We start from the raw sequence: 23,830 nt of genomic DNA on the forward strand, positions 1-23,830 counted from the left end.
GGGCGCGCCGGGGGCCCCCCATCCGCGGGGCGGCCCGCACCGGCGCGGGCGGGTGCGGGCGGGGTGCCCGCCGCCGCCCCCGCGCTCGCCACGGGGGGGGGGGGTGCGGCGCCCGCCTGGCTCTCCGGGGGCGCGGCGGCGGGCGGGCGGATGTCGGGCCTCGGGCCGGCGCCCTGGCAGGCCGGGGGTGCGGCCGCGGCCTGGACCGCCGGCGTCGTGCTGCCCGGCACCCTGCTCGTCCGCTGGTGGCTGCTGCGGGGCCGGCCGGTGGTCGTACCGGTGCTCGTCCCCATGGACACCGACCGGCCGGCCGAGGACCGCCCGTCCGCCGTGCAGCGGCTCCGCGCCTGGCTGGGGTACGCGGACCCCGACCCGCTCGACGGGGCCGCCGACCGGCCGGATGCGGACGCCCCGGGCGCGGTCCCCGGCGGCGCCCGTGCGGGGGCCTACGCCCGGGTCGGGGCGGCGGTGCGGCGGCCGGCGGCCCGGGTCCGGCGGTCGCTGCACACCGGGGTCTGCCGGCTCGCCGCGCTCCGGGCGGACCTCATCGGCCGGGCCGGCCGCACCGGGGCCGCCGGCCCCGAGGACTGACGGGGGGCGACCGCCGGGTCAGCCGGCGTTCGGGTCGGTGAGCTTGACGATCAGCGGCGGGGCGAGGTTGCTGCAGCTCTGCGAGGCCTCGGCGGTCAGGGCGTCGTTCACGCAGGTGAGGTAGGGCTGGTAGTAGATCTGGAGCCCGAAGATGCCGAGCGTGAACAGCACGGCCACCACGCCGGTGAACAGGCCGCCGAGCGCGGCCGGTGTGTGCGGCCGGGCGGTCGGGGCGCCGCCGCCGAGCGGCGCCATGCCGAGGGCCGTCGGGCGGACGCCGCCGCTCTGCGCTCCGGCCGTACCCGCCGCGGCGGCCGCGCCGGCGGCCTCCGGGCGACGGCCGCGCAGCGCGCTGATGCCCCAGTAGGCGGCCAGGGCACCGAGCAGCAGGGCGATGTACAGCACGCCGACGAGCGTGCAGAAGAGCGCGAGCAGGCCGGCGTTCAGTGCGTAGCGGGCGTGCCGCTGCAGCGGGTCGGCGGGGTCGTAGCGGGGCTGGGGCGCCTGCGGCGGCGCGGACCACCCGCCGCGGTAGCCGGGGCTCCACGGGTGCGGTGGCGGGACGAGCGGCCGGTCGTCGCCCTCGGCGTCCTCCGGCCCGTCGCCGCCCTGGACAGGAGGCTGGGGGGTGCGGGGCCGCCACGGCTGGTCGGGGGCATCCGCCGGCGGGGGCGCGAACGGGTTGCGCTCGCCGGTGTCGTCGCCGCTGCTCATCGTGTCAGCCATTCCTTCTCGTCCGTGGGACTCGTGCGGGGCTCGCCGGTGGGGGTCGCCCGCGGCGCCGGCCGCCGGGGCCGGTCCGCGGGGCTCGTCCGCGGGTGCGGGCCGCGTGCGGCGGCCCGTACCCACCAATGATCCCGCAGCCGTTTCCGGCGGCCGAGGCGCCCTGCCGTGTCGGGCCGGGCCCCGCGGCTCGGCCGGCCCGCCGCCCGGTGCGGACCGGGTGGCACGGCCGGGGGAGATCCGTGTCTCAACTACGCGCGTAGCGTTGCCGGGCGGTTACGGGGGGCCTCCGACCAGCCGTTATCGTGGTGACGGTCAGCAGCTCACAACGGTTCCCGAGGCCCCGCAGCGCAGCGGACATCCCGCGGGTCCCGCCCAGGCTCGACCTGCCGCCGCCCGTAGTGGCCCCACCGACGGTGGACGTACCAGCGGGCGCACGACGTACGGAGAATCGCGCAGTGGCCGCCGCTTCCGCCCAAGTCTTCCCGCCGCGCACGCCCGGCCCGGCCCGTCTGGTGGTCCTGGTCTCCGGCTCCGGCACCAACCTCCAGGCGCTGATCGACGCCGCGGCGGACCCGGCGTACGGCGCACGGATCGTCGCCGTGGGCGCCGACCGCACCGACATCGCCGGCCTGAAGCGGGCCGAGGCCGCCGGCATCCCGACCTTCGTCCGGCGGATCGCCGACCACGCCGACCGGGCCGCCTGGGACACCGCGCTGACCGCCGCCGTCGCCGGCCACGAGCCCGACCTCGTGGTCACCGCCGGCTTCATGAAGATCCTCGGTCCGGAGTTCCTCCGCGCGTTCGCCGGCCGGATCGTCAACACCCACCCCGCGCTGCTGCCCTCCTTCCCCGGCGCGCACGGGGTCCCGGACGCCCTCGCCTACGGGGTGAAGGTCACCGGCTGCACCGTCCACCTGGTCGACGCCGGCGTGGACACCGGGCCGATCATCGCGCAGGGCGTCGTCGAGGTCCTCGACGCCGACCACGCCGATGGCGGCGAAGCGCTGCACGAGCGCATCAAGACTGTCGAGCGCACGCTGCTCGTCGAGGTCGTGGGCCGTATCGCCCGCGAAGGCCACCGCATCGAAGACCGAAAGGTATGGATCCCGGCATGAGCGCCGCCTCCAGCACCACGCCCCCCGTCTCTGAGAACGTACGCCCGATCCGCCGCGCGCTGATCAGCGTGTACGACAAGACCGGTCTGGAGGAGCTGGCCCAGGGCCTGCACGCCGCCGGGGTCACCATCGTCTCCACCGGCTCCACCGCCGGCCGGATCGCCGCCGCGGGCGTGCCGGTGACCGAGGTCTCCGAGCTGACCGGCTTCCCGGAGTGCCTGGACGGGCGCGTGAAGACCCTGCACCCCCGCGTGCACGCCGGCGTCCTCGCCGACCTGCGCCTCGAGTCGCACCGCGCGCAGCTGGCCGAGCTCGGCGTCGAGCCGTTCGACCTGGTCGTGGTGAACCTCTACCCGTTCAAGGCCACCGTCGCCTCCGGCGCCACCCCGGACGAGTGCGTCGAGCAGATCGACATCGGCGGCCCGTCGATGGTCCGCGCCGCCGCCAAGAACCACCCCTCGGTCGCGGTCGTGGTCGACCCGGCCCGCTACGGCGACGTGCTGAACGCCGTGCAGGGCGGCGGCTTCGACCTGCTGACCCGCAAGCGCCTGGCCGCCACCGCGTTCGCGCACACCGCCGCGTACGACGTGGCCGTCGCCCAGTGGTTCGAGACCTCCGGCTACACCGAGAGCGACGAGGCGTTCCCCGCCTTCCTGGGCGCCACCTGGGACCGCCAGAACGTGCTCCGCTACGGCGAGAACCCGCACCAGCAGGCGGCTCTCTACACCGACGGCACCGGCGGCCTCGCGGGCGCCGAGCAGCTGCACGGCAAGGAGATGTCCTACAACAACTACATGGACACCGACGCCGCCCGCCGCGCCGCGTACGACCACGCCGAGCCGGCCGTCGCCATCATCAAGCACGCCAACCCGTGCGGCATCGCCACCGGCGCCGACGTCGCCGAGGCGCACCGCAAGGCGCACGCGTGCGACCCGGTCTCCGCGTACGGCGGCGTCATCGCGGTCAACCGCCCGGTCACCGTCGAGCTGGCCGAGCAGATCGCCCCGATCTTCACCGAGGTGGTCATCGCCCCGGGCTACGAGGACGGCGCCCTGGAGGTGCTGACCAAGAAGAAGAACCTCCGCGTGCTGCGCGCCCCCGACGCCCCGTGCGAGCGCCTGGAGGCCCGCCGGATCAGCGGCGGCGTGCTGCTCCAGCAGGTCGACGACGTCGACGCCGCCGGTGACGACCCGTCCACCTGGACGCTGGCGACCGGCGAGGCGCTCTCCCCGGCCGAACTCGCCGAGCTGGCCTTCGCCTGGCGGGCCTGCCGCGCCGTCAAGTCCAACGCCATCCTGCTCGCCAAGGACGGCGCCTCGGTCGGCGTCGGCATGGGCCAGGTCAACCGGGTCGACTCCTGCAAGCTCGCGGTCGAGCGGGCCGGCGAGCGGGCGCAGGGCGCCTACGCCGCGTCCGACGCGTTCTTCCCGTTCGCGGACGGCCTGGAGATCCTGGTCGCCGGCGGCGTCAAGGCCGTCGTCCAGCCCGGCGGCTCGATCCGCGACGAAGAGGTGATCGCGGCCGCCGCCAAGGCCGGCGTGACCATGTACCTCACCGGTACCCGGCACTTCTTCCACTGAGCCGGTGACGGCCGAAGGCCCCGCACTCCTCGGAGTGCGGGGCCTTCGGCGTACGTGCGTCAGCAGATCACTGCGACTTGACGACCACGGTGTTCATGATCTTGTCGGCGAAGGTCTGCTTCTTGGCGTCCCACAGCGGCCAGAGGTAGCCGACGCAGCAGATGCCGTCGACGAAGTGGCAGATCTGGCGGACGAACGCCATGCCCCAGCCGATCGGCTGGCCGTCGGCCTCGCGGACCAGGCGGATGTTGACCGCGCGCTGGCCGAGGCTCTGGCCCTTCACACCCTGCAGGTAGGTGAAGAGGAGCAGGGCGCCGAGGTACAGCACGCCGCCGAGCAGCAGGAAGACGGCGCCGGCGCCGGAGCCCGAGCTGCTGACGGTGCCGGGGACGTACTGGCCGGTGACCGGGTCGATGTGACCGGCGGTCGCGTTGCTCACCGCGTTGCCGACCATCTGGCCGTAGCCGATGCTCAGCAGGATGGTCGGGATCAGGAAGATGGTGAAGGTGTCGATGATCCGGGCGACCACCCGCGAGCCCCAGCCCGCGTAGAACTGCTGCACCATCGCCGCGTTCCCGTACGGGCCGGGCTGCTGCGGGATGCCGTAGCCGGCCGGGGCGCCGTAGCCGGGCGCCGGCGGCTGCTGCGGGTAGCCGTAGCCGGGGGCCGGCGGCGGGGCCTGCTGCGGGTAGCCGTAGCCCGGCGCGGGGGGCTGCTGGCCGTAGGGGTTGTTGGGGTCGGGCGGATAGCTCATCAGATGCCTCCGGGCAGGAAGGAACGTGGACGGAACAGCGGGAAATCCTGGGAACGGACGGGCACGCGGGTCGCCGACCGGGTGGGACCCTAGCCGATGCCCCCGACAGCCGGGGGATCATGGCCCGTCAGGGGAGGGAGGGTCAGGGCCGGGAGATGCCGAGGCGGTGCAGCTGCCAGGTCCAGGCGATGACCGCGGCCGCGCCGATCAGCATGTTGCGGCGGCGCGGTGCGAGCCCCCACCACCAGCGGCCCGGGCCGAGCGGGGCGATCAGCAGGCCCACGGCGGCCACCGCGGTGACGGGGTTGGCGGCCAGGGCGGCCGACCAGTGGCCGTGCCCCGCCTCGATGAAGACGGTCGTGCTGCCGCAGCCGGGGCACGGGATGCCGGTGAAGCGGCGCAGCAGGCAGAGCACGCCCGGGTCGTGGGCGTCGTGCAGCTGGGCGACGGCGACCGCGGCCACCGCGCCCCCCGCACCGCGGAGCAGCACGCGCATCACGGCGCCCGACACCGAGTCGGCCGTGCGCCGCCAACGGGCCGTCAGTGCGTCTGCGAACGAGGGGGCTGCCGTGGTCACGGTTTGACGCTGAGGTAGAAGACGACGATCGCGATGGAGATCAGCACCGCGAGGACGTTGAGCGCGATCCCGCCGATCGCGGCATTGCGGCCCACCCCGGTCTGGTTCGACTTGTTGAGACCCGCGATGCCCACGCCCAGGCCGATCAGGCCGAGGAAACCGCCGTAGAAACACGACGTCAGGATGCCCACGAAGCCGAGGACAACGGAGGCGGTCGCCGCCGAGTTCGGCAGCGGCGCCGGAGCCGGCGCGTAGGGCTGGGGCTGCTGCGGGTACCCGTAGCCGGGCTGCTGCTGGTACTGCGGCTGGCCGTAGTGCGGCTGCTGCTGCTGGCCGTAGCCGCCGTACGGGTCCGGCTGGTACGGATTGCTCACTGTCGTTTTCCCCCGACTGTCGTCCCCCGTGGCCCGACGGCCTGTCACCAGGATGCGGGCAGCAGAGATTGCTCGGGCCATCGTGGTCCTTACCACGGCGCGCTGTCCAGCCGCATTCGTGCCGCGGATCCAACCGTGGCGCAACCGCAACCCGGCCCGTACGCTCCGTGGCCGGTGAGCGGACGCTGCGTGCCGTGCCCGGCACGCCGGGGCCCGGGGCCCGCCCGGCGGCGCGGCACGGGGCCGGCATCCGGGAGAATGGGGCCATGACTGCCCAGATTCTCGATGGCAAGGCCACCGCGGCCGCGATCAAGTCCGAACTCGCCGTCCGCGTGGCGGCCCTCAAGGAGCGGGGCATCGTCCCCGGCCTCGGCACCGTCCTGGTCGGCGACGACCCGGGCAGCCGCTGGTACGTCAACGGCAAGCACAAGGACTGCGCCGAGGTCGGCATCGCCTCGATCCAGCGCGAGCTCCCCGCCACCGCCACCCAGGAGGACGTCGAGAACGTCGTCCGCGAGCTGAACGCCGACCCGGCCTGCACCGGCTACATCGTGCAGCTGCCGCTGCCCAAGGGCCTGGACCAGAACACCGTCCTGGAGCTGATGGACCCGGACAAGGACGCCGACGGCCTGCACCCCACCTCGCTCGGCCGCCTCGCCCTCGGCATCCAGGGCCCGCTGCCCTGCACCCCGCTCGGCATCGTCGAGCTGCTGCGCCGCCACGGTGTCGAGATCAACGGCGCGGAGGTCGTCGTGCTGGGCCGCGGCGTCACCGTCGGCCGCTCGATCGGCCTGCTGCTCACCCGCAAGAGCGAGAACGCCACGGTCACCCTGTGCCACACCGGCACCCGCGACCTGGCCTACCACCTGCGCAGGGCCGACATCGTCGTGGCCGCCGCGGGCGTCCCGCACCTGGTCAAGCCGGAGGACATCAAGCCCGGCGCCGCCGTACTGGACGTCGGCGTCAGCCGCAGCGAGGGCAAGATCGTCGGCGACGTGCACCCCGGCGTCGCCGAGGTCGCCGGCTGGATCTCCCCGAACCCGGGCGGCGTCGGCCCGATGACCCGCGCGATGCTGCTCAACAACATCGTCGAGGCGGCCGAGCGCCGCGCCGCCGGCTGACACCGATGGGTACCGTCCGCGTCGCCCGCACCAAGCGGCGCCCGACCAAGACCACCGGCACCCTCCCCCCGGAGGGCTCGCACGCGGCGCTCGACGGCAGCCACCCGCTGCCGGTGCGGCAGTGGCCGATAACGCTGGTCCTGGCGCTGGCGGGGCTGGGCATCGCGATCACCTGGTTCGGCGACTTCAAGTACGGCCTGCTGCTGGTGGGCGGCTCGCTGCTGCTGGCCGCCGTGCTGCGGCTGACCGTGCCCGAGGTCGGCATGCTGGCCGTGCGCAGCCGGTTCACCGACGTCGGCGTGCTGGCGTTCCTCGGCGGCGTGATCGTGCTGCTCACCCTGGTCGCGCAGCCGGACCCGTGGCTCCACCTCTCGGTGCTCGACCGCATCGGCGACCTGGTCGGCCGTCCGCGGAACTGACCGGCACGCCGGGCCCCGCACCCGCCGGGTGCGGGGCCCGGCACGGTTGTGACGCATCAGCCACGCCCGTTCCGGCGGCATAGGCTGGCCTTTGCGATAACCTGACGCAGATCTCTCGATGTCGAGAGATCATCCTCGGCTCCAGTGCGCCGACGTGCCTGGGGCACCTGGCGATTTGCTGGAGAAGGTAGAAATGACTCGCACCCCCGTCAACGTCACCGTCACCGGAGCGGCCGGCCAGATCGGCTACGCGCTGCTCTTCCGCATCGCCTCGGGCCACCTGCTCGGTGCCGACGTGCCGGTGAACCTCCGCCTCCTGGAGATCCCGCAGGGCCTCAAGGCCGCCGAGGGCGTCGCCATGGAGCTCGACGACTGCGCGTTCCCGCTGCTGCGCGACATCACCATCACCGACCAGGCCAACGTGGCCTTCGACGGTGCCAACGTGGCCCTGCTGGTCGGTGCCCGTCCGCGCACCGCGGGCATGGAGCGCGGCGACCTGCTCTCCGCCAACGGCGGCATCTTCGGCCCCCAGGGCAAGGCCATCAACGACAACGCCGCGGACGACATCAAGGTCCTGGTCGTCGGCAACCCGGCCAACACCAACGCCCTGATCGCCCAGCGCAACGCCCCGGACGTACCGGCCGAGCGCTTCACCGCGATGACCCGCCTCGACCACAACCGCGCGGTCGCCCAGCTCGCCAAGAAGGCCGGCGTCACCGTCGAGGACGTCAAGAAGGTCACCATCTGGGGCAACCACTCCGCCACCCAGTACCCGGACCTCTTCCACGCCGAGATCTCCGGCAAGTCGGCCTTCGAGGCCGTCGGCGCCGACCAGGCCTGGGTCCAGGACTTCTTCATCCCGAAGGTCGCCAAGCGCGGCGCCGAGATCATCGAGGTCCGCGGCGCCTCCTCGGCCGCCTCGGCCGCCAACGCCGCCATCGACCACGTGTACACCTGGGTCAACGGCACCCCGGCCGGCGACTGGACGTCCATGGGCATCGTCTCCGACGGCTCGTACGGCGTGCCCGAGGGCCTGATCTCCTCGTTCCCGGTCACCACCTCGAACGGCACCTTCGAGATCGTCCAGGGCCTGGAGCTCTCCGAGTTCGACCGCGCCCGGATCGACGCCTCGGTCGGCGAGCTCGCCGAGGAGCGCGACGCCGTGCAGGAGCTCGGCCTCATCTGACGCCCGCACCGACGGACGGCCGGACGCCCCCCGCGGCGACCGGCCGTCCTCGCGCATCCGGGCTTCTACACTCGGCCCGTGACCGAAACACTCGAGGACGCCGCGCTCGTCCTCGTCTTCATCGTGCTGGGCGGCCTGTTCAACGTGGCCGAGATCTCCCTGATCTCGCTGCGGGAGGGACAGATCCGCGCCCTGGAGGCCGTCGGCACCCGCCGGGCCTCCCGCGCCGCGCACCTCGCCGCCGACCCGAACCGCTTCCTCGCGGCCGTGCAGGTCGGCGTGACCTGTATGGGCTTCCTGTCCGCCGCCTTCGGCGCCGACACCCTCTCCGGCAAGCTCGCCCCGGTCTTCGTCCGCATGGGCCTGTCCGAGGGCCTCGCCGACACCGTCGCCCTGGTCGGTCTCACCCTGGTGATCAGCTACGCCTCGCTCGTCCTCGGCGAGCTCACCCCCAAGCGGATCGGCCTCCAGCGCGCCGACTCGATCGCGCTGCTCGCCGCGCCCGCGGTCGACGTCATGTCGGTCGCCCTGCGCCCGGTGATCTGGCTGCTGGGCCACTCCACCAACCTGATGGTCCGCCTGCTCGGCGGCGACCCGGCGGCCGGCCGCGGCTCGATGAGCTCCGAGGAGCTGCGCGGACTGGTCGCCGCCAACACCGAACTCGGCAGCGACGAGCGGGCGCTGATCAACGACGTGTTCGCCGCCGGGGAGCGCCAGCTGCGCGAGGTGATGAAACCGCGCACCGAGGTGACCTTCCTGGACGCCGACCGGCTGGTCTCCGAGGTCCGCCCAGAGACCGACTCCGCCCCGCACTCCCGCTACCCGGTGGTCGAGGGCTCGTACGACGCCGTCACCGGCTTCGTGCACGTCCGGGACCTGTACGGCGCCCGCGGCGAACTCGCCAGCCGGGTCCGCGACCTGGCCCGCCCGGTCAAGCTGCTGCCCGCCACCAAGCGGGTGCTGGAGGCGATGGGCGAGATGCGCCGGGAGGGCCACCACCTGGCCATCGTGGTCGACGAGTACGGCGGCACCGCCGGCATCGTCACCCTGGAGGACCTGGTCGAGGAGGTGATCGGCGAGATCCGCGACGAGTACGACGCGCAGGACACCACCGCCACCCGGCGGCTCGCCGGGGGCGGCATGGAGCTCGACGGCCTGCTCAACCTCTCCGACTTCACCGGGGAGACCGGTGTCGCGCTGCCCGAGGGGCCCTACGAGACGGTCGCCGGCTACCTCGTCAGGATGCTCGGCAGGCTCCCCGAGCAGGGCGACCAGGTCGCCACCGAGGCGGGCGTCCTGCTGACCGTCGCCAAGCTCGACGGCCGGCGGATCGAGCGGATCCGGGTGAGTGCGGTCACACTGGAGGATCCTCCGGGGACGGATGTTTCCTGAGCGGTCGGTGAAGCTGGAACAATGGCCCGCATGGTCAACGCAGCGGTCGCAGGTCCGGTCAAGGACCGTCCCCGGGTGCTCTCCGGGATCCAGCCCACGTCGGGCTCGTTCCACCTCGGCAACTACCTGGGCGCGGTCCAGCAGTGGGTTGCCCTGCAGGACGCCAACGACGCCTTCTACATGGTCGTCGACCTGCACGCGATCACCGTCGAGCAGGACCCGGCCGTGCTCCGCGAGAACACCCGGATCTCCGCCGCCCAGCTCCTCGGCGCCGGCCTCGACCCGGAGCGCTGCACCCTGTTCATCCAGTCCCACGTGCCCGAGCACGCGCAGCTCGGCTGGGTGATGAACTGCCTCACCGGCTTCGGCGAGGCCGCGCGGATGACCCAGTTCAAGGACAAGTCCGCCAAGCAGGGCACCGACCGCACCACCGTCGGCCTGTTCACCTACCCCGTCCTGCAGATCGCCGACATCCTGCTCTACCAGGCCGACCTCGTCCCGGTCGGCGAGGACCAGCGCCAGCACCTGGAGCTCACCCGCGACCTCGCGGACCGCTTCAACGCCCGCTACGCGCCCACCTTCACCGTGCCGAAGCCGTACATCCTCAAGGAGACCGCCAAGATCCTGGACCTCCAGGACCCGTCGGCGAAGATGAGCAAGTCGGCCTCCTCGGCCAAGGGCCTGGTCAACCTGCTGGACGACCCCAAGGCCAGCGCCAAGAAGTTCAAGAGCGCCGTCACCGACACCGGCACCGTCGTCTCCTACGACGAGGAGGAGAAGCCGGGCGTCTCCAACCTGCTGCGCATCCACTCCGCGCTCAGCGGGCAGACGATCGAGCAGCTGGTCGCCCACTTCGACGGCAAGATGTACGGCGCGCTCAAGACCGAGCTGGCCGAGCTGTTCACCGAGTGGGTCACCCCGTTCCAGGCCCGGACGAAGGCCTACCTGGACGACCCGGCCGAGCTGGACCGCGTCCTCGGCCTTGGCGCCGAGAAGGCCCGCGAGGTCGCCTCCGAGACGCTCGCCACGGTCTACGACCGCATCGGCTTCCTGGCGCCCAAGCGCTGATGCCCGAGGCCGCCGGTATCGGTGGTGACGGCCTCCCGGACGCCCGGGACGCCGTCACCATCGGCGTGTCGATAACCGTCCCGGAGCCGTACGGCTCCGCGATCCAGGACGCCCGCGCGGGCCACGGCGACCCGCGGGCCCGGTCCATACCCACCCATGTGACGCTGCTGCCGCCGACCGCGCTGCCGGCCGACCGGCTGCCCGAGGTCGAGAAGCACCTGCTGGCGGTCGCCGCCGAGCACCGGCCCTTCCCGATGCTGCTCCGGGGCAGCGGCAGCTTCCGGCCGGTCTCCCCGGTGGTCTTCGTCCGGGTCGACGGCGGGGCCCAGGAGTGCCGCGAGCTGGAGGCCGCGGTGCGCTCCGGCCCGCTCGCCCGCGAGCTCGCCTTCCCGTACCACCCGCACGTCACGGTGGCGCACGACCTCGCCGACCACGTCCTCGACGAGGCGTACGAGAAGGCCCGCGACTTCCGCGCCGCCTTCACCGTGCCCGGCTTCAGCCTGTCGCGCTTCGGCCCCGACGAGGTCTGGCGCCCCTGGCGGGACTACCCCTTCGGGGCCTAGCGGCAGCGCCCGGCACGCCCGGCGTCAGTTGTCCTGCTTCCAGGGGTAGTCGCAGGTGAGCGTCCCGTTGTCCGGTGCCGCCGGCGCCTCGTGCGTCGGGTACTGGCGCGGGTCGCTGCACTGGCCGTGGTCCGCGTACTTCGGGCAGTGGCCGTCCGGCTTGCGGATCTGGTGGGCGGCCCACGCCTGGCCGCTCAGCCAGCCGTACTTCGGGTTCTCCGGCATGTAGGAGTCGGCGGTGGCGGACGCCGCCATGCCGCCGAACAGCAGCCCGGCGGTCAGCACCCCGACCGCCGCCACCCGGGTGCGGCCGGCGCCCGGCATCCGCAGCCCCGTGGCGTCCGGCAGGGCCTGCAGCCTGCGGTGCAGCCAGCGCCCGGCGAGCACCACCGCCCAGCACATCAGGACCAGGCCGCAGTAGAGCAGCTGGTGGTAGGTGCGGACGTACAGCTGCACCGCCTGGTCGCGCTCCATATTGTGCGAGATCCAGAACCGGACCACCCACGCGCTCAGGAAGCAGGCCGCGGCCACGACCACCGGGGAGCGGTGCACGCCGAGGGCCAGTGCCACACCGATACCGATGATCATCAGGACCGAGAAGACGCCCACCCCGCCGAACTCGCCGGGCGGCGGCCAGCCGCCCATGGTGTTCGCCGCCCGGTACGGGTACGGGGACATCGCGATGTACCCCGGGTCCACCAGCACCATCGGCGAGCACCAGCGGTCCTTGGTGCCGGTGGCGCTCAGCAGCACCACCGTGTACCGGCCCGCCAGCACGGCGAAGGCGAGGGCGGTGCTGCCGAGGAACGCCAGCGCCCGGCCCACGCCCTGGCGGCCGCTGCGCCACGGGAACAGCGCCAGGACCGCGATCACCAGGCCCGGCGCCGACCAGACGTGCCAGCCGGCGTAGAAGAGGAAGAGGACGGCGAGGCCGGCGCCGATGAACAGGCCCAGCCACACCGACTCCCGCAGCGGACGGCGCGGGGCCCGGCGCAGCACCTGCAGGAACTTGCCGAGCAGCGGCACGAGGATGATCAGCGCCAGGGTGCTGTACGGCTTGTAGGGCAGCGCCACGGGCAGCGAGGAGACCAGGCCGACGCCGAGCGCCGGCAGCGGCCGCAGGAACATCCGCCAGGACAGGTAGGCGGCCGGCGTGCTCACCGCGATCAGGAGCGTCTGGATCTGCTTCATCGCCAGCGACGGCTCACCGTTGGTGAACTGCACGGCCCACCAGGCCTGCAGGTGCGGGAGCAGCGGCGGGTAGATGTTGGTCAGGTGGCCAGAGCGGATGATGATCGCCGCCCAGTCCGCCAGGTGGCCGTTGTCGTCGCCCTGCCCGGCCAGCGGCCAGGGGGTGCCGTGCAGCGCCACCACGATGCCGCCCGCGATGAAGCCCGTGGCCAGTCCGGCGACCACCGCGCAGCCGAACCGCACCAGCAGCCGGTGCAGCCGCTCGCTGCCGCGGAACGCCGTCACGGTGACCGCGGCCAGCAGCGGGAGCCCGATGGCCAGCAGGTGGACCTGCAGCGTGGCGAGCCCGCTGACCTGGCCGACCCGCGACATCGGGTTCACCTTGATGCCCGTCGACCAGTAGGCGAACGCCAGGGAGACGCCCACGGCCACCGCGATCTCCGCGGAGGCCAGTGCCACCCTGCGGACGGGAAACCGGAACAGGGCAGGCAGTCGGGCTGCGAGGGGCACGGTGGGTCTCCGGGCTCACGGTACGGGGCAACGAAAGCTATCAAATGACCGGTTCACCGCCGGACCCGGTACCGCTCAGCCGAGCGCCAGCATCCGGTCGACCACCCGGACGGCCGCCCGGCCGTCGTCCAGGGCGCAGTGGGTGGCCCGGAACCGCCGGTACGCCTCGGCGTACTTCGGGGTGATCGTGTCCGGCCCGGCCAGGTCGCGCAGCGCCGCGACCAGCTCGCCGGAGGTGGGCAGGAGCGGCCCGGGCACCTCGGCCTCGAAGTCGAAGTAGAAGCCGCGCAGGGTGTCCCGGTAGTGCTCCAGGTCGTAGGTGAAGAAGAGCACCGGGCGGCCCGTGATGGCGAAGTCGAACATGATCGACGAGTAGTCCGTCACCAGGACGTCCGCGGCGAGCAGCAGCTCCTGCACGTCCGGGTAGTCGCCGACGTCGAACAGGAACCCGTCGCCGGCACCGGGCAGCGGCTCACGGACGTGGGCGTGCGGCCGGACCAGCAGCACGTGGTCCGCGGCGAGCTCCGCCCGGGCCGCGGCCAGGTCCAGCTGCAGGCCGAGCTCGTACCCGTCGCCGTTGGCCCGCTGCTGGTCCTCGCGCCAGGTCGGCGCGTACAGCACGATGCGCTTGCCGTCCGGGACACCGAGCCGCCGGCGCACCGCCGCGGCGTCCGCCCCGGCGGCCAGCGCGTCGTTGCGCGGGTAGCCGGACTCCAGCACCTCGCCCTTGTAGCGGAACGCACGCTGCAGGATCGGGGTCGCGAACGCGCTGGGGGAGACCAGCACGCTCCAGTGCGGGGTCTCCCGGTCCAGCGCCGTCAGGTAGCCGTGGTCGGCCAGCCAGGCGTTCTCGACGTCGTGGGCGATGCGCTTGAGCAGCGAGCCGTGCCAGGTCTGCACCACCACCTGCCCGGGACGGCGCTCCAGGAAGTCCGGGAAGTGCGTGTTGCCGACCACGTAGCGCGAGGTGGCGTACGCCTCGTACCACTCGGCGCTGTGGGCGCGCACCGCACGCGCCCCGGGCGGGGCCTCCGCCTGGGCGTCGTCCACCACCCACAGGTGCTCCAGCTCGGCGCCGCGCCGGACGAGCTCGGCGTGCACGGCCTTCGGGGAGTCCGCGTAGCCGCGCCCGGAGAACACGTCGTAGAGCACCGCGTCCCGCAGCGGCAGCTGCCGGGCGGCCGGGTAGCCGCGGGTCCGCAGCTGCTCCTGGGCCCAGGCGCTGCGCTCCTCCGCCGCTATCACCGGAGTGGAGTCCAGGATGAGCGTGTCGTGCCAGCGGCGCTCCAGGACGATGCGCTTGGCGCCGTCGGCCACCACCACGGCCGGCAGCGCCTCCTGGGCGGCCGGGGCGAGCAGCAGGGAGCGCTCGGCCGAGGCGTCCCCGACCGGTCGCAGCCGCATGTCCCACACCCCCTGGCGCAGCGGCAGCGCGGTGCCGTCCGAGGCGGTGACGCAGGCCGGCACACGCAGGTCGAGGCGGGACGCCCGGTCCACCGTGCGGCGGACCTCGCCGGTGCCGTTGCTGTGGCGCAGCACCAGTTCGAGGGCGCCCTCGCCGGGCATCAGGGCGTGCACGGAGAGCCGGAAGCCGTCGGCCTCGGCCGCGATGCCGTGCACCAGGGCGCCGCCGTGCCGGACGCAGACCTGGAGATCGCCGTCGGCGAGCTGCTTCACCAGGACGTGGCGGTCGCCGTCCGGCAGCGGGTGGAGGGCGGCGGCGGGGGCGCCCCGCTCGTCCAGGGCGGCGCGCAGGGTCGTGCCGTCCGGCAGGACGAAGCGGGCGTCCCAGGACTCGGACTCCTCGGTGCCGCGGCCGCCGGCGGTCAGCAGGGCGAACGGCAGTTCGGCGGTGAAGGCGCCGTCGGCGAGGACGGGGGAGGCGTCCACCTCGGTGCCGGACGGCCGGTGCTGGAGGCGTATCGCGGTGCCCTCGGGCAGCGGTCCGCGGGTACGGCCCGCCACCTGCAGGCCCTGCTGGTCCGCGGTGACCGAGGTGATCCTGGCCCGGACGGTCTCCACCCGCAGCCGCAGCCCCTGCTCGGCGAAGTACGGGACGACCCGGACGTCCTCGTCCACCCAGTGCACCGCGGGGTACTCGGCGGAGCCGCACCAGTGCGGGGCGAGCGGTCCCGAGTGCCGGCGCAGACCGGCCGACACGGAGGCCCCGATCCGCCAGACGCCGTCGCGCCACGTCCCGCCGGACCTCAGCTGCTTCGGGTCGAGCACGGCGGTGAAGCCGGCCCGGTCGTGGTTGAAGCGGCTCTGCCCGCTCGCGTCGGTCGCCTCCGGAAGGAGCAGCCGCCGGGCGCGGAGCCGCACCGGGTGGGCGGAGCCGCGCCGGGCGAAGACCGAGGTGAGGCCGGCCGCGACCTTGCCGGTGTTCCGGTCCGTCGCGAACGCGAAGCCGGTGAGCTCCAGACCCTCCTCGGTCCAGCGGACGGAGCGGAGACCGAAGACCGCGGCCGGCTCCTCCGTGGCGTCGGCCCCGTGCGCGGCGGGGTCGGTGGCAGATACGGCGGGTGCGGACATCGGGGGAGGCTCTCCAAGAACACGTGGCGGCCGTGGTGGCGGCCGGCGTCCGAGACGTGCCGGTTGGGGGAGCCGGGGGGAGCGGCAACGGCACTGTCGCGCGGACTGCGGCTGCCATCTCACACTGCCCCGGACACCGAGGTCAACAGCCTTCTGCTGGGAGTTTGCCCAGCCCGGGCCCGATCGATCGGGCCCGGACCGCGGGCCCCGGGGGGGCGCCCGCCCCCCCCGCGGCCCCCCCGCCGCCGCCCCCCGCCGCCCCCCCCGCGGCGCCGGGCGGCCCCCCCCCCGCCGCCCCCCCCCCCCCCCACCGCTCAGCGCAGCAGCGCGTCGGCCACCCGGGCGGCGGCCCGGCCGTCGTCCAGGTCGCAGTACGTCTCCCGGAACACCGCGTACGCGTCGGCGTGCTCCGCCGCGACCTCGTCGACCCGGCCGAGCGCGTCGACGAGCGCCTGCGAGGTCGGCAGCAGCGGCCCGGGCGCGGTCGCCTCCAGGTCGAAGGTGAAGCCGCGCAGGTTGTCCCGGTAGTGCTCCAGGTCGTAGGTGAAGAAGAGGATCGGCCGGCCGGTGTTGGCGAAGTCGAACATCACCGAGGAGTAGTCGGTCACCAGCACGTCGGCGACCAGCAGCAGCTCCGCCACGTCCGGGTAGGTGCTGACGTCCCAGACGTAGCCGTCGCCGGCGCCCGGGACCTGCCCGCAGACCATGTCGTGGCCGCGCACCAGCAGCACCTGGTCCTCGGCGAGCGCGGCCCGCGCGGCCGCCAGGTCGAGCCGCAGGTCGAACTGGTAGCCGCCCTGCGGGCGCCGCCGGTCCTCGCGGAAGGTCGGCGCGTACAGCACCACCTTCTTGCCCTCCGGCAGACCCAGGCGCTCGCGCACCCGCTCGGCCGTCTTCTCCCGGTCGGCGGCGAACAGCAGGTCGTTGCGCGGGTACCCCGACTCGACGATCTCGCCCTCGAAGCGGAACGCCCGGCGCAGCACCGGGGTCGAGAACCGGTTGCCGGAGACCAGCAGGCTCCACTGCGGCACCTCGCGGTCGAGGTGCTTGAGGTACTCGGCGTCGGTGAACCAGATCTTCTCGAAGTCGTGGCCGATCCGCTTGAGCGGCGTGCCGTGCCAGGTCTGCAGCACCGTCTGGCCGGACCGGCGGACGAAGAACTCCGGCAGGTGGGTGCCGGTGACGACGTACTTCGCGGTGGCCAGCGCCTCGAACCACTCCGGGCTCCACTGGCGGACCGCCTCCGCGGTCTGCGGCAGGTCGGCCTGCATGTCGTCCGAGGTCCACAGGTGGCGCAGCGGGGCGCCGCGGCGCACCAGCTCCTCGTGGATCGCCCGCGCCGAGTCGGCGTACCGGCTGCCGAGCGGGCCGATGTACAGCACGCTCTCGGTCAGCGGACGCTGCTGCAGCTCGGGGAAGGCGTGCCGCAGCCGGCGCTGCGCGAAGCCGCTGCGCTCCTCCGGCAGCAGGGCCTCGTGGGCCTCCAGCGACAGGCCGTCGTGGCCGCGGCGCTCCAGGGTGACCCGCTTGCCGCGGGCCTCGACCTCCAGCGGCAGGCTGTCGTAGCAGGCCGAGGCGAGCTGGGCGGTCGGCCAGAGCGTGTCGGGCGCGGCGCCGACCGGCCGGAAGAACACCTCCCAGGTGCCCATCGCGAGCGGCACCTCGCCGGCGAAGGTCGCGGTCGGCACGGCCGGCAGCGCGGCCTTGAACCGGCCGTCGGTGATCTCCACCGGGTAGCGGTGCTCCTCCTCGCGCCAGCGGTGCCGGATGACCAGCTCGTAGCCGTGCGTGCCGCCCAGCGGGAAGGAGCCGCTGACCAGGAAGCCCTCGGTGTCCCGGGCGGCCGTGATCGCGTCGATCACCGGCTGCAGCACCTGGTCGCTGAACTGCAGGTACCCGCTGGGGGAGGCCTTGGTGTGGAGGGTGCGGGTGTCGCCGTCGATCGGCAGGTCCAGCTGCTCCGGCCGGGTGCGCTCGTCGATCACCACCGGCACGGTGCTGCCGTCGGCGAGCCGCAGCTCGGTGTCCCAGCGGTCGCGCAGGCGCTCGTCCGAGGCCGGGTCCAGCGCGGCCCAGGCGAGGCGGACGGCGGTCAGCTCGGCGACCGGGAAGCTCGACGTGAACGGCACCTCGCGGCCGACCGGGGCGCCCAGCTCGATCGGCAGGAGCAGCTCGCGGTCGGACTCGACGTGCAGCAGCCGCAGCTGGGCGCCGGCCAGGTCGAGGCCGGAGACGGCGCGGCCGGCCACGGTCACGGTGCCGCGTTCGGCGGTGACCGCCGCGGCCCGCACCCGGACCTTCTCCACCCGCAGGTTGAGGTGGCCGTCCTTCAGCCAGGGCACGATCCGCACGTCCTGGTCGACCCAGTGCACCGGCGGGTACTCGGCGGAGTCGCTCCAGCCGCCGGAGATCCGGCCCTTGTAGACGCCGCCCTTGCCGACGCCGGCGACCAGCACCCGCCAGGAGCCCTCGCGCCACTGGCCGCGGTGCTTGAACCGCTTGGGGTCGACGGTGGCGGTGAAGCCGGCCCAGTCGCAGCTGTACAGGTCGTGCGGGGAGCTGGCGGTGGCCTCCGGGCTGAACTGCGCCTTCGCGGGCAGGGCCAGCACCCGGCGGCCCTTGGCCTCGCGCAGCACCAGGACCCGGACCATGTCGGTGCGGTGCTCGACGCCCAGGTGCTCGGGGAAGGCGTGGCCGGTCAGCCGCAGCTTGCCGTCCTGCCACGCGGCGTCGTACAGCCGGCTGCGCATGACCAGGGCGTTGTCGAGCCGCAGCACGTCGGCCGGCACGCTCTTGCGGCCGCCGCGCAGGAACGGGTAGTCGGCGTAGGCGCGCAGCAGGCCGCGCGCCGGCGCGGCGCCGTTGCTGTCCTTCTCGAAGCGCATCTGCTCGACGAACTCGTCCATCCGCCCCTGGAGGGTCAGGTGGTACTTGAGCCGCAGCGGCGCGCGCAGCTTGCGGATCTGCTCCGGGCCGATCGCGCGCAGCAGCCGCCCGACGCACTCCTGGTAGGCGTCCCGGTACGGCTTGTCGCCGTCGAGGACGGACCAGAAGAACATCGGGATCTCCTCGACGAGGTTGTTCTCGTCGTAGGTGCGCAGGTAGCGCTTGAACTTCGGGTCGGTCTGCTTCAGCAGCCAGGCCCGGACGAGCTCCATCGAGGTGACCCGGTCGATGAGGCCCTTGGGGTTGGTCTTCATCTGCGTGATCGACATCTCGCCGACCTCGCGCTCGCGCCAGTGGTAGATCGGCTCGGAGAGCACGTCCACGCTGGTCGCCAGGTAGTGGTGCGGCACGCTGACCGGGGCGTCCTCGTAGAGGATGCCCTCGGGGTAGAGGATCCCGGCGCCGTCGAAGAAGCTGCGCCGGTACACCTTGTTCCAGGCGGTGCGGTCGGTCACCAGCGTGGGGATCTCGGTGATGTGCGTCCGCAGCCGGGTCTCCTTGAACGGCTTGCGGTGGCCGCCCGACTGGTAGTAACCCACGGCGCGGAAGCGCTGGACGTTGCCGGTGCAGAAGTCCGAACCGGTCTCGTCGAGGGTGCCGATCATCAGCTCGTAGGCGCTCGGCGGCAGGGTGTCGTCACTGTCGACGAACGCCAGGAACTCGCCGCCCTCGGCGATGTGCCGGTAACCGGTGTTGCGGGCCGCACCGAGGCCCTTGTTCTCCTGGCGCACCAGCCGGAAGCGGCTGTCCTTGGCGGCGTACGCCTCGGCGATCGCCGCGCTGCCGTCCTTGGAGCCGTCGTCGACCATCACGCACTCGAGGTCGGTGAAGGTCTGGGCGGCGATGGAGTCCAGGCACTCCTCGAGGTAGCGCTCGACGTTGTAGATCGGGACGACGACGGAGAGTCGAGGGGCCATCGGGGCTGCGGGCCTTTCATCGGGGGCGTCGGCCGCGGGTGAATCGGCACAGATGTACGGGATCCTACCTTCCGCCGCGGCCGCGCCCCCGGCGCGTCCCCGTCAGGGGACGAGGCCCACCAGCACGTACTCGTTGTACTTGAAGACCTTGCCGGCCGCCTCCGGCAGCGGGAAGGAGTACGTCCGATCGATGCGCAGCCCGGCCTCCTCGGCCAGCGCGCGGAGCCCGTCGAAGTCGACGAACCGCACGTGCGTCGGGTCGGAGTGGTAGCCGGCCTCCTGCGGGGTGATCAGCACGACCTTGCCGCCCGACCGGATGCTCGGCAGGTAGCTCGTCAACAGCTCCTTGCAGGTCTCCGGCGACAGGTGCTCCAGCACGTGCGCCACCAGCAGGCTGTCGAACGCGCCCGGCCGGGAGAGCTCCGGGTCGGCCTCGAACTCGGCCGCGGTGTACGCGGTCAGCCCGCGCGCCCGGGCGGTCGCCACCGAGGCCTCGTTGTGGTCCACGCCCACGCTGTCGGGGCCGCAGTTCTGCAGGTTGCGGCCGATCCCGCACCCGACGTCCAGCACCCGGCCCAGGTTCAGCCGGCGCAGGTTCCACCGGTACGGCGCCTGGGTCGGCAGCAGCCGCTTGATGCCGGACTGCTCCAGGGTGACCAGGCGCTCCGTGTAGGAGGCGTCGGCGGTAGCACCGCCGGTGGGGGAGCCGGTCTGCTTCGGCTCGCGGTCTTCGGGCATGTCGGCCTCTTCGGGATGTCGTCGGCGCACGGGCTGGCAGGAGCCTACGGGGTGGCCGGGGCCGCCGCTGGGCGGGCCGGTCCGGCCCCGATGGTAGGGCGGGCGGCGGCTCCCCGCCGGGCCGGGGGGTGCGCCGCCCCCGCTCCGACGGCTAGTCTGCGGCTGGCCGTTCGCCGGTCCCCGGGCGACTGCCGCCCGGAGATCACGGCCGGCTGAGCGCCCCCTTAGAATGAGCTGCAAATGCCCCGCTTCAGCGTGATCGTCCCCGTGTACCAGGTCCAGGAGTACCTGGCCGAGTGCCTCGACTCGGTGCTCGCCCAGTCCTGCGCGGACTTCGAGCTGATCGCCGTCGACGACCGGTCGCCGGACGGCTGCGGGGCGATCCTGGACGAGATCGCCGGGCGCGACCCGCGGGTGCGCGTCCTGCACCTCGAACAGAACGTCGGCCTGGGCCGGGCGCGCAACGCCGGGCTCGCCGTCGCCGCCGGCGACTACGTGATCTTCCTGGACAGCGACGACACGCTGACCCCGGGTCTGCTCCAGGCCGTCGCGGACCGCCTCGCCGCCTGCGACGACCCGGAGATCCTGGTCTACGACTACGCCCGCACCTACTGGGACGGGCGCATCGTCCGCTCCAACTCGGCGCCGATCTTCGCCCGCCCCGGACCGGACGTCTTCGACCTCGACCAGCGCCCCGACCTGCTCGACCTGCTGATGGTGGTCTGGAACAAGGCCTACCGGCGGGACTGGATCGAGGCGCAGGGCCTGACCTTCCCCGCCGGGTACTACGAGGACACCCCCTGGACGTTTCCGGCCCTGCTCGCCGCCGAGCGCATGACCGTGCTCGACCGGGTCGGCGTCCACTACCGGCAGCGGCGCCAGGGCGGGAACATACTCGCGACCGTCAGCCGCAAGCACTTCGACATCTTCGACCAGTACGCGCTCGTCTTCGGCTTCCTCGACCGCCGGCCGGACCTCGCGCGCTGGCGCCCCGTGGTCTTCGGCCGGATGGTGCACCACCTGAACACCGTGGTGAGCCGCCCCGACCGGGTGCCGCCGGGCGACCGCCGGGAGTTCTTCCGCCGCGCCGCCGAGCACTGCGCCCGGCTCCGCCCGGCCGGCTACCGGCCCGCGCCGGGGGCCGAGGGCGTGCGGACGGAACTGCTCAGCCACGGCCGCTACCTCACCTACCAGGGCGTGCGCGCGCTGTCCCGCACCCGCGGACTGGCCGCCCGCGCCGCCCGCCGGGTCCGGCCCGCCGCCGCCGTCCGCGACGTCACCGGCGCGCCCAAGCCGCCGGCCCAGGACCGGCCCGCGGAGAGCAGGCCGTCCGCCGACGCGCAGACGCCCACCCGCCCCTGACGGCCCGCCGCCGTCCGCCCAGCCCGCCCCGCACCGGCCGTGACCGGCGCGGGGCGGTGTCGTTGACGGTCCGAGGGCCAGGGCGGGTCCGGGGCGTGCGCCGCCCAGGGGGCGCCGCCCGACCGGCCGGAGCGGCGCGGTCGACCGCCCCCGCACGCGGGGTATACAGGAGCGACCGTCCCTCGTTCAGGTGATGCAGTGGGGTGTGTCCGTGGAATTCCTCGTCCGGCTCCCGATCGTCGGCCCGCTGGTGGCCCGCCTGCTCAGGAGCCGCGCCTGGTACGCCTACCGGCTGTTCACCGACACCAGGGGCAACCGGCTCGCCGGCGCCGTCACCTTCTTCGGCTTCCTCGCGCTGTTCCCGCTGCTCACGGTGGCACTGGCGATCGCCGCCGCGACGCTCTCCGACAGCCGGGTGCACGAGCTGCAGAACGACATCGCCAAACAGACGCCCGGGCTGTCCGACAAGCTCGACCTGAACACCCTGGTGTCCAACGCCGCCACGGTCGGCGTGATCAGCGGCGTCCTGCTGCTGCTCTCCGGACTCGGCTGGGTGAACACCCTGCGCGGCGCCATCCGCACCGTCTGGCGGCTGCCCGACCCGCCCGGCAACGTCGTGGTCAACAAGGCCTGGGACTGCGCCGTCCTGGCCGGCCTCGGCCTGGTCTGCCTGCTGTCGCTGGGCGTCTCCGCGGGGGCCACCACGCTGACCCGGCGGCTGGCCGACGCGATCGGCCTGTCCGGCAGCACCGGCCGGGTGCTGCTCGCGGTGGCCGGGTTCGTCATCGCGGTCGCCGTCGACCTGCTGCTCTTCGCCTACCTGCTGGCGCCCTTCGCGGGCACCACTGACATGCCGCGGCGCAGCCTGGTGCAGGGTGCGCTGATCGGCGCGGTCGGCTTCGAGGCGCTCAAGGTGCTGCTGTCCTCCTACCTCGGCTCGGTGGCCGGCAAGAGCCTCTACGGGGCCTTCGGGGTGCCGGTGGCGCTGCTGCTCTGGATGGACTTCGTCGCCCGCCTGCTGTTCTACTGCGTCGCCTGGACGGCGGTGGCCGATCCGGCCGCGGCCCGCGAGCGGATGCGCGCCCAGGGGGGCCGCTTGATCGAAGCGGCGGCGGATAAGTGATGCCAGGAGCCTGTCAGGCACTCTTTAATGTGACTAGGCTCACGCCAATGCCGTCCGGCACACTCCGCAGGACGCGTCCCGCCGTCGTCCCCGCTTCCGTTCGTCCCCCCTGGAGACCCCAGTGACCAGCGCAGACACCGCCACCGCAGCCCGCGTCCCGCTCACCCCGGACGACGTTCCCGGCTGGTTCTGGAAGGCCGACCAGGAGATCTTCACCTGGCTGCTGGACCGGCAGAAGGCGGCCGGCACCACGGGGGACCTGATGGAGCTCGGCGCGTACCTGGGGCGGAGCGCGATCCTGCTCGGCCGGCACCTGCAGCCGGGCGAGACCTTCACCGTGTGCGACCTGTTCGACTCCGAGGCCCCGGACGACGAGAACTCCGCCGAGATGGCGATGTCGTACCGCAAGACGCTCACCCGGCAGGCCTTCGAGACCAACTACCTGGCCTTCCACAACGAGCTGCCGACGGTCATCCAGGCGCCCACCTCCGTGCTCGCCGACGGCCGGGTCGCCGCCGACTCGTGCCGCTTCGTGCACATCGACGCCTCCCACCTGTACGAGCACGTCGCCGGCGACATCCTGGTCGCCCGGGACGTGCTGGCCAAGGACGGCATCGTCGCCCTGGACGACTACCGCTCCGAGCACACCCCCGGGGTGGCCGCCGCGGTCTGGGAGGCGGTCTTCCTGCTCGGCCTGAAGCCGATCTGCCTGTCGCCGGAGAAGTTCTACGGCACCTGGGGCGACGAGGAGGCGGCCAAGCGCGAGCTGATGAAGCGCGACTGGCTCGCCGAGGGCTTCCGGATGGACGAGGAGATCATCGCCGGCCACACCTGCTACCGGCTCGCCTGGGACGGCCCGCAGCCCACCGGCAAGACGGCGGCCAGCAGCCCGGCCCCGGCGCAGCGCTCCGCCGCCCGCCGACTGGCCCTGGACGTGCTGCCGCCCATCGCCACCCGGGCCGCCCGCCGGGCCATGCGTGCCGCCCGCGCCCGGGGCGCCGCCCGCGGCTGAGGACCGGCCGGCCCCGCGCCGCCCCCCCCCGGG

General features: G+C 73.6%; 19 protein-coding genes and 1 pseudogene. 12 read left to right on the forward strand and 8 right to left on the reverse strand.

All coding sequences use genetic code 11. The features are described 5' to 3' along the window. Nucleotides 1–591 (forward strand): annotated as a pseudogene (locus ACFV0G_RS11200) (hypothetical protein); the annotation flags it as partial. 18 nt (nt 592–609) lie between these two features. Here ACFV0G_RS11200 and ACFV0G_RS11205 read toward each other — a convergent pair. Continuing rightward, nucleotides 610–1,317 carry a hypothetical protein gene (locus tag ACFV0G_RS11205; protein WP_380545206.1) on the reverse strand — a complete coding sequence of 236 codons (708 nt, stop codon included), beginning with the start codon at nt 1,315–1,317 and terminating at the stop codon, nt 610–612. A 455-nt stretch (nt 1,318–1,772) separates the two neighbouring features. Between ACFV0G_RS11205 and purN the strand changes: the two genes are divergently transcribed. Together purN and purH are read left to right on the forward strand one after the other, a co-directional pair. Further along, nucleotides 1,773–2,432, forward strand: coding sequence for a phosphoribosylglycinamide formyltransferase (gene purN / locus ACFV0G_RS11210; protein WP_380545208.1), 660 nt, complete (start codon nt 1,773–1,775; stop codon nt 2,430–2,432). Continuing rightward, a complete protein-coding gene (gene purH / locus ACFV0G_RS11215) occupies nt 2,429–4,012 on the forward strand; it encodes a bifunctional phosphoribosylaminoimidazolecarboxamide formyltransferase/IMP cyclohydrolase (RefSeq protein ID WP_380545210.1) in 1,584 nt (527 codons plus the stop codon). Before purN ends, purH begins: the two co-directional genes overlap by 4 nt. A 67-nt stretch (nt 4,013–4,079) precedes the next feature. Here the strand turns inward: purH and ACFV0G_RS11220 are convergent, their stop codons facing one another. The 3 genes from ACFV0G_RS11220 to ACFV0G_RS11230 form a co-directional block, all read right to left on the reverse strand. Then, nucleotides 4,080–4,766 carry an RDD family protein gene (locus ACFV0G_RS11220; protein ID WP_380545212.1) on the reverse strand — a complete coding sequence of 229 codons (687 nt, stop codon included), beginning with the start codon at nt 4,764–4,766 and terminating at the stop codon, nt 4,080–4,082. Between the two features lie 142 nt (nt 4,767–4,908). Beyond that, nucleotides 4,909–5,343, reverse strand: coding sequence for a DUF2752 domain-containing protein (locus tag ACFV0G_RS11225; protein ID WP_380545214.1), 435 nt, complete (start codon nt 5,341–5,343; stop codon nt 4,909–4,911). Further along, nucleotides 5,340–5,717 carry a hypothetical protein gene (locus tag ACFV0G_RS11230; protein ID WP_380545216.1) on the reverse strand — a complete coding sequence of 126 codons (378 nt, stop codon included), beginning with the start codon at nt 5,715–5,717 and terminating at the stop codon, nt 5,340–5,342. The genes ACFV0G_RS11225 and ACFV0G_RS11230 overlap by 4 nt, the downstream gene beginning before the upstream one ends. A gap of 266 nt (nt 5,718–5,983) precedes the next feature. On the opposite strand from ACFV0G_RS11230, the gene ACFV0G_RS11235 reads away from it, so the two are divergent. The 6 genes from ACFV0G_RS11235 to ACFV0G_RS11260 all read left to right on the forward strand — a co-directional run bounded on the left by ACFV0G_RS11235 (nt 5,984) and on the right by ACFV0G_RS11260 (nt 11,466). Continuing rightward, nucleotides 5,984–6,838, forward strand: a complete 855-nt coding sequence (locus tag ACFV0G_RS11235; protein WP_380545218.1) for a bifunctional methylenetetrahydrofolate dehydrogenase/methenyltetrahydrofolate cyclohydrolase — start codon at nt 5,984–5,986, stop codon at nt 6,836–6,838. Nucleotides 6,839–6,843: 5 nt separating this feature from the next. After that, the gene (locus ACFV0G_RS11240) at nt 6,844–7,257 is read left to right on the forward strand and encodes a DUF3017 domain-containing protein (protein WP_380545220.1); all 414 of its coding nucleotides are present in this window, start codon (nt 6,844–6,846) and stop codon (nt 7,255–7,257) included. A gap of 193 nt (nt 7,258–7,450) precedes the next feature. Continuing rightward, nucleotides 7,451–8,443 carry a malate dehydrogenase gene (locus ACFV0G_RS11245; RefSeq protein ID WP_380545222.1) on the forward strand — a complete coding sequence of 331 codons (993 nt, stop codon included), beginning with the start codon at nt 7,451–7,453 and terminating at the stop codon, nt 8,441–8,443. 78 nt (nt 8,444–8,521) lie between these two features. After that, nucleotides 8,522–9,835 (forward strand): hemolysin family protein, encoded by a 1,314-nt coding sequence (locus ACFV0G_RS11250; protein ID WP_380545224.1) that lies wholly within the window; start codon nt 8,522–8,524, stop codon nt 9,833–9,835. 30 nt (nt 9,836–9,865) lie between these two features. Continuing rightward, nucleotides 9,866–10,903, forward strand: coding sequence for a tryptophan--tRNA ligase (gene trpS, locus ACFV0G_RS11255; RefSeq protein ID WP_380545226.1), 1,038 nt, complete (start codon nt 9,866–9,868; stop codon nt 10,901–10,903). Next, nucleotides 10,903–11,466: a 2'-5' RNA ligase family protein gene (locus tag ACFV0G_RS11260; RefSeq protein ID WP_380545228.1), complete on the forward strand. Its 564-nt coding sequence runs from the start codon at nt 10,903–10,905 to the stop codon at nt 11,464–11,466. Before trpS ends, ACFV0G_RS11260 begins: the two co-directional genes overlap by 1 nt. Before the next feature lie 24 nt (nt 11,467–11,490). On the opposite strand, the gene ACFV0G_RS11265 is transcribed toward ACFV0G_RS11260, so the two are convergent. From ACFV0G_RS11265 to ACFV0G_RS11280, 4 genes are all read right to left on the reverse strand, one after another. Further along, nucleotides 11,491–13,116, reverse strand: a complete 1,626-nt coding sequence (locus ACFV0G_RS11265) for a hypothetical protein (protein WP_380545231.1) — start codon at nt 13,114–13,116, stop codon at nt 11,491–11,493. A 126-nt stretch (nt 13,117–13,242) separates the two neighbouring features. Beyond that, nucleotides 13,243–15,699: a CDP-glycerol glycerophosphotransferase family protein gene (locus tag ACFV0G_RS11270; RefSeq protein WP_380545233.1), complete on the reverse strand. Its 2,457-nt coding sequence runs from the start codon at nt 15,697–15,699 to the stop codon at nt 13,243–13,245. A gap of 314 nt (nt 15,700–16,013) precedes the next feature. Next, entirely contained in the window at nt 16,014–19,562 is a 3,549-nt protein-coding gene (locus ACFV0G_RS11275; RefSeq protein ID WP_380545235.1) for a CDP-glycerol glycerophosphotransferase family protein, read from the reverse strand. Between the two features lie 102 nt (nt 19,563–19,664). After that, nucleotides 19,665–20,300, reverse strand: a complete 636-nt coding sequence (locus ACFV0G_RS11280; protein WP_380545237.1) for a class I SAM-dependent methyltransferase — start codon at nt 20,298–20,300, stop codon at nt 19,665–19,667. A gap of 240 nt (nt 20,301–20,540) precedes the next feature. On the opposite strand from ACFV0G_RS11280, the gene ACFV0G_RS11285 reads away from it, so the two are divergent. The 3 genes from ACFV0G_RS11285 (at nt 20,541) to ACFV0G_RS11295 (ending at nt 23,797) form a co-directional block, all read left to right on the forward strand. Further along, complete coding sequence (locus ACFV0G_RS11285) at nt 20,541–21,662, forward strand: glycosyltransferase family 2 protein (protein ID WP_380545239.1); 1,122 nt, start codon at nt 20,541–20,543, stop codon at nt 21,660–21,662. 211 nt (nt 21,663–21,873) lie between these two features. Then, nucleotides 21,874–22,785, forward strand: a complete 912-nt coding sequence (locus ACFV0G_RS11290; protein WP_380545241.1) for a YihY/virulence factor BrkB family protein — start codon at nt 21,874–21,876, stop codon at nt 22,783–22,785. 121 nt (nt 22,786–22,906) lie between these two features. After that, nucleotides 22,907–23,797, forward strand: a complete 891-nt coding sequence (locus ACFV0G_RS11295) for a class I SAM-dependent methyltransferase (RefSeq protein WP_380545243.1) — start codon at nt 22,907–22,909, stop codon at nt 23,795–23,797. The last annotated feature ends 33 nt before the right edge of the window (nt 23,798–23,830 follow it).

Source organism: Kitasatospora sp. NPDC059571 (assembly GCF_042735675.1).
Taxonomy (GTDB): domain Bacteria; phylum Actinomycetota; class Actinomycetes; order Streptomycetales; family Streptomycetaceae; genus Kitasatospora.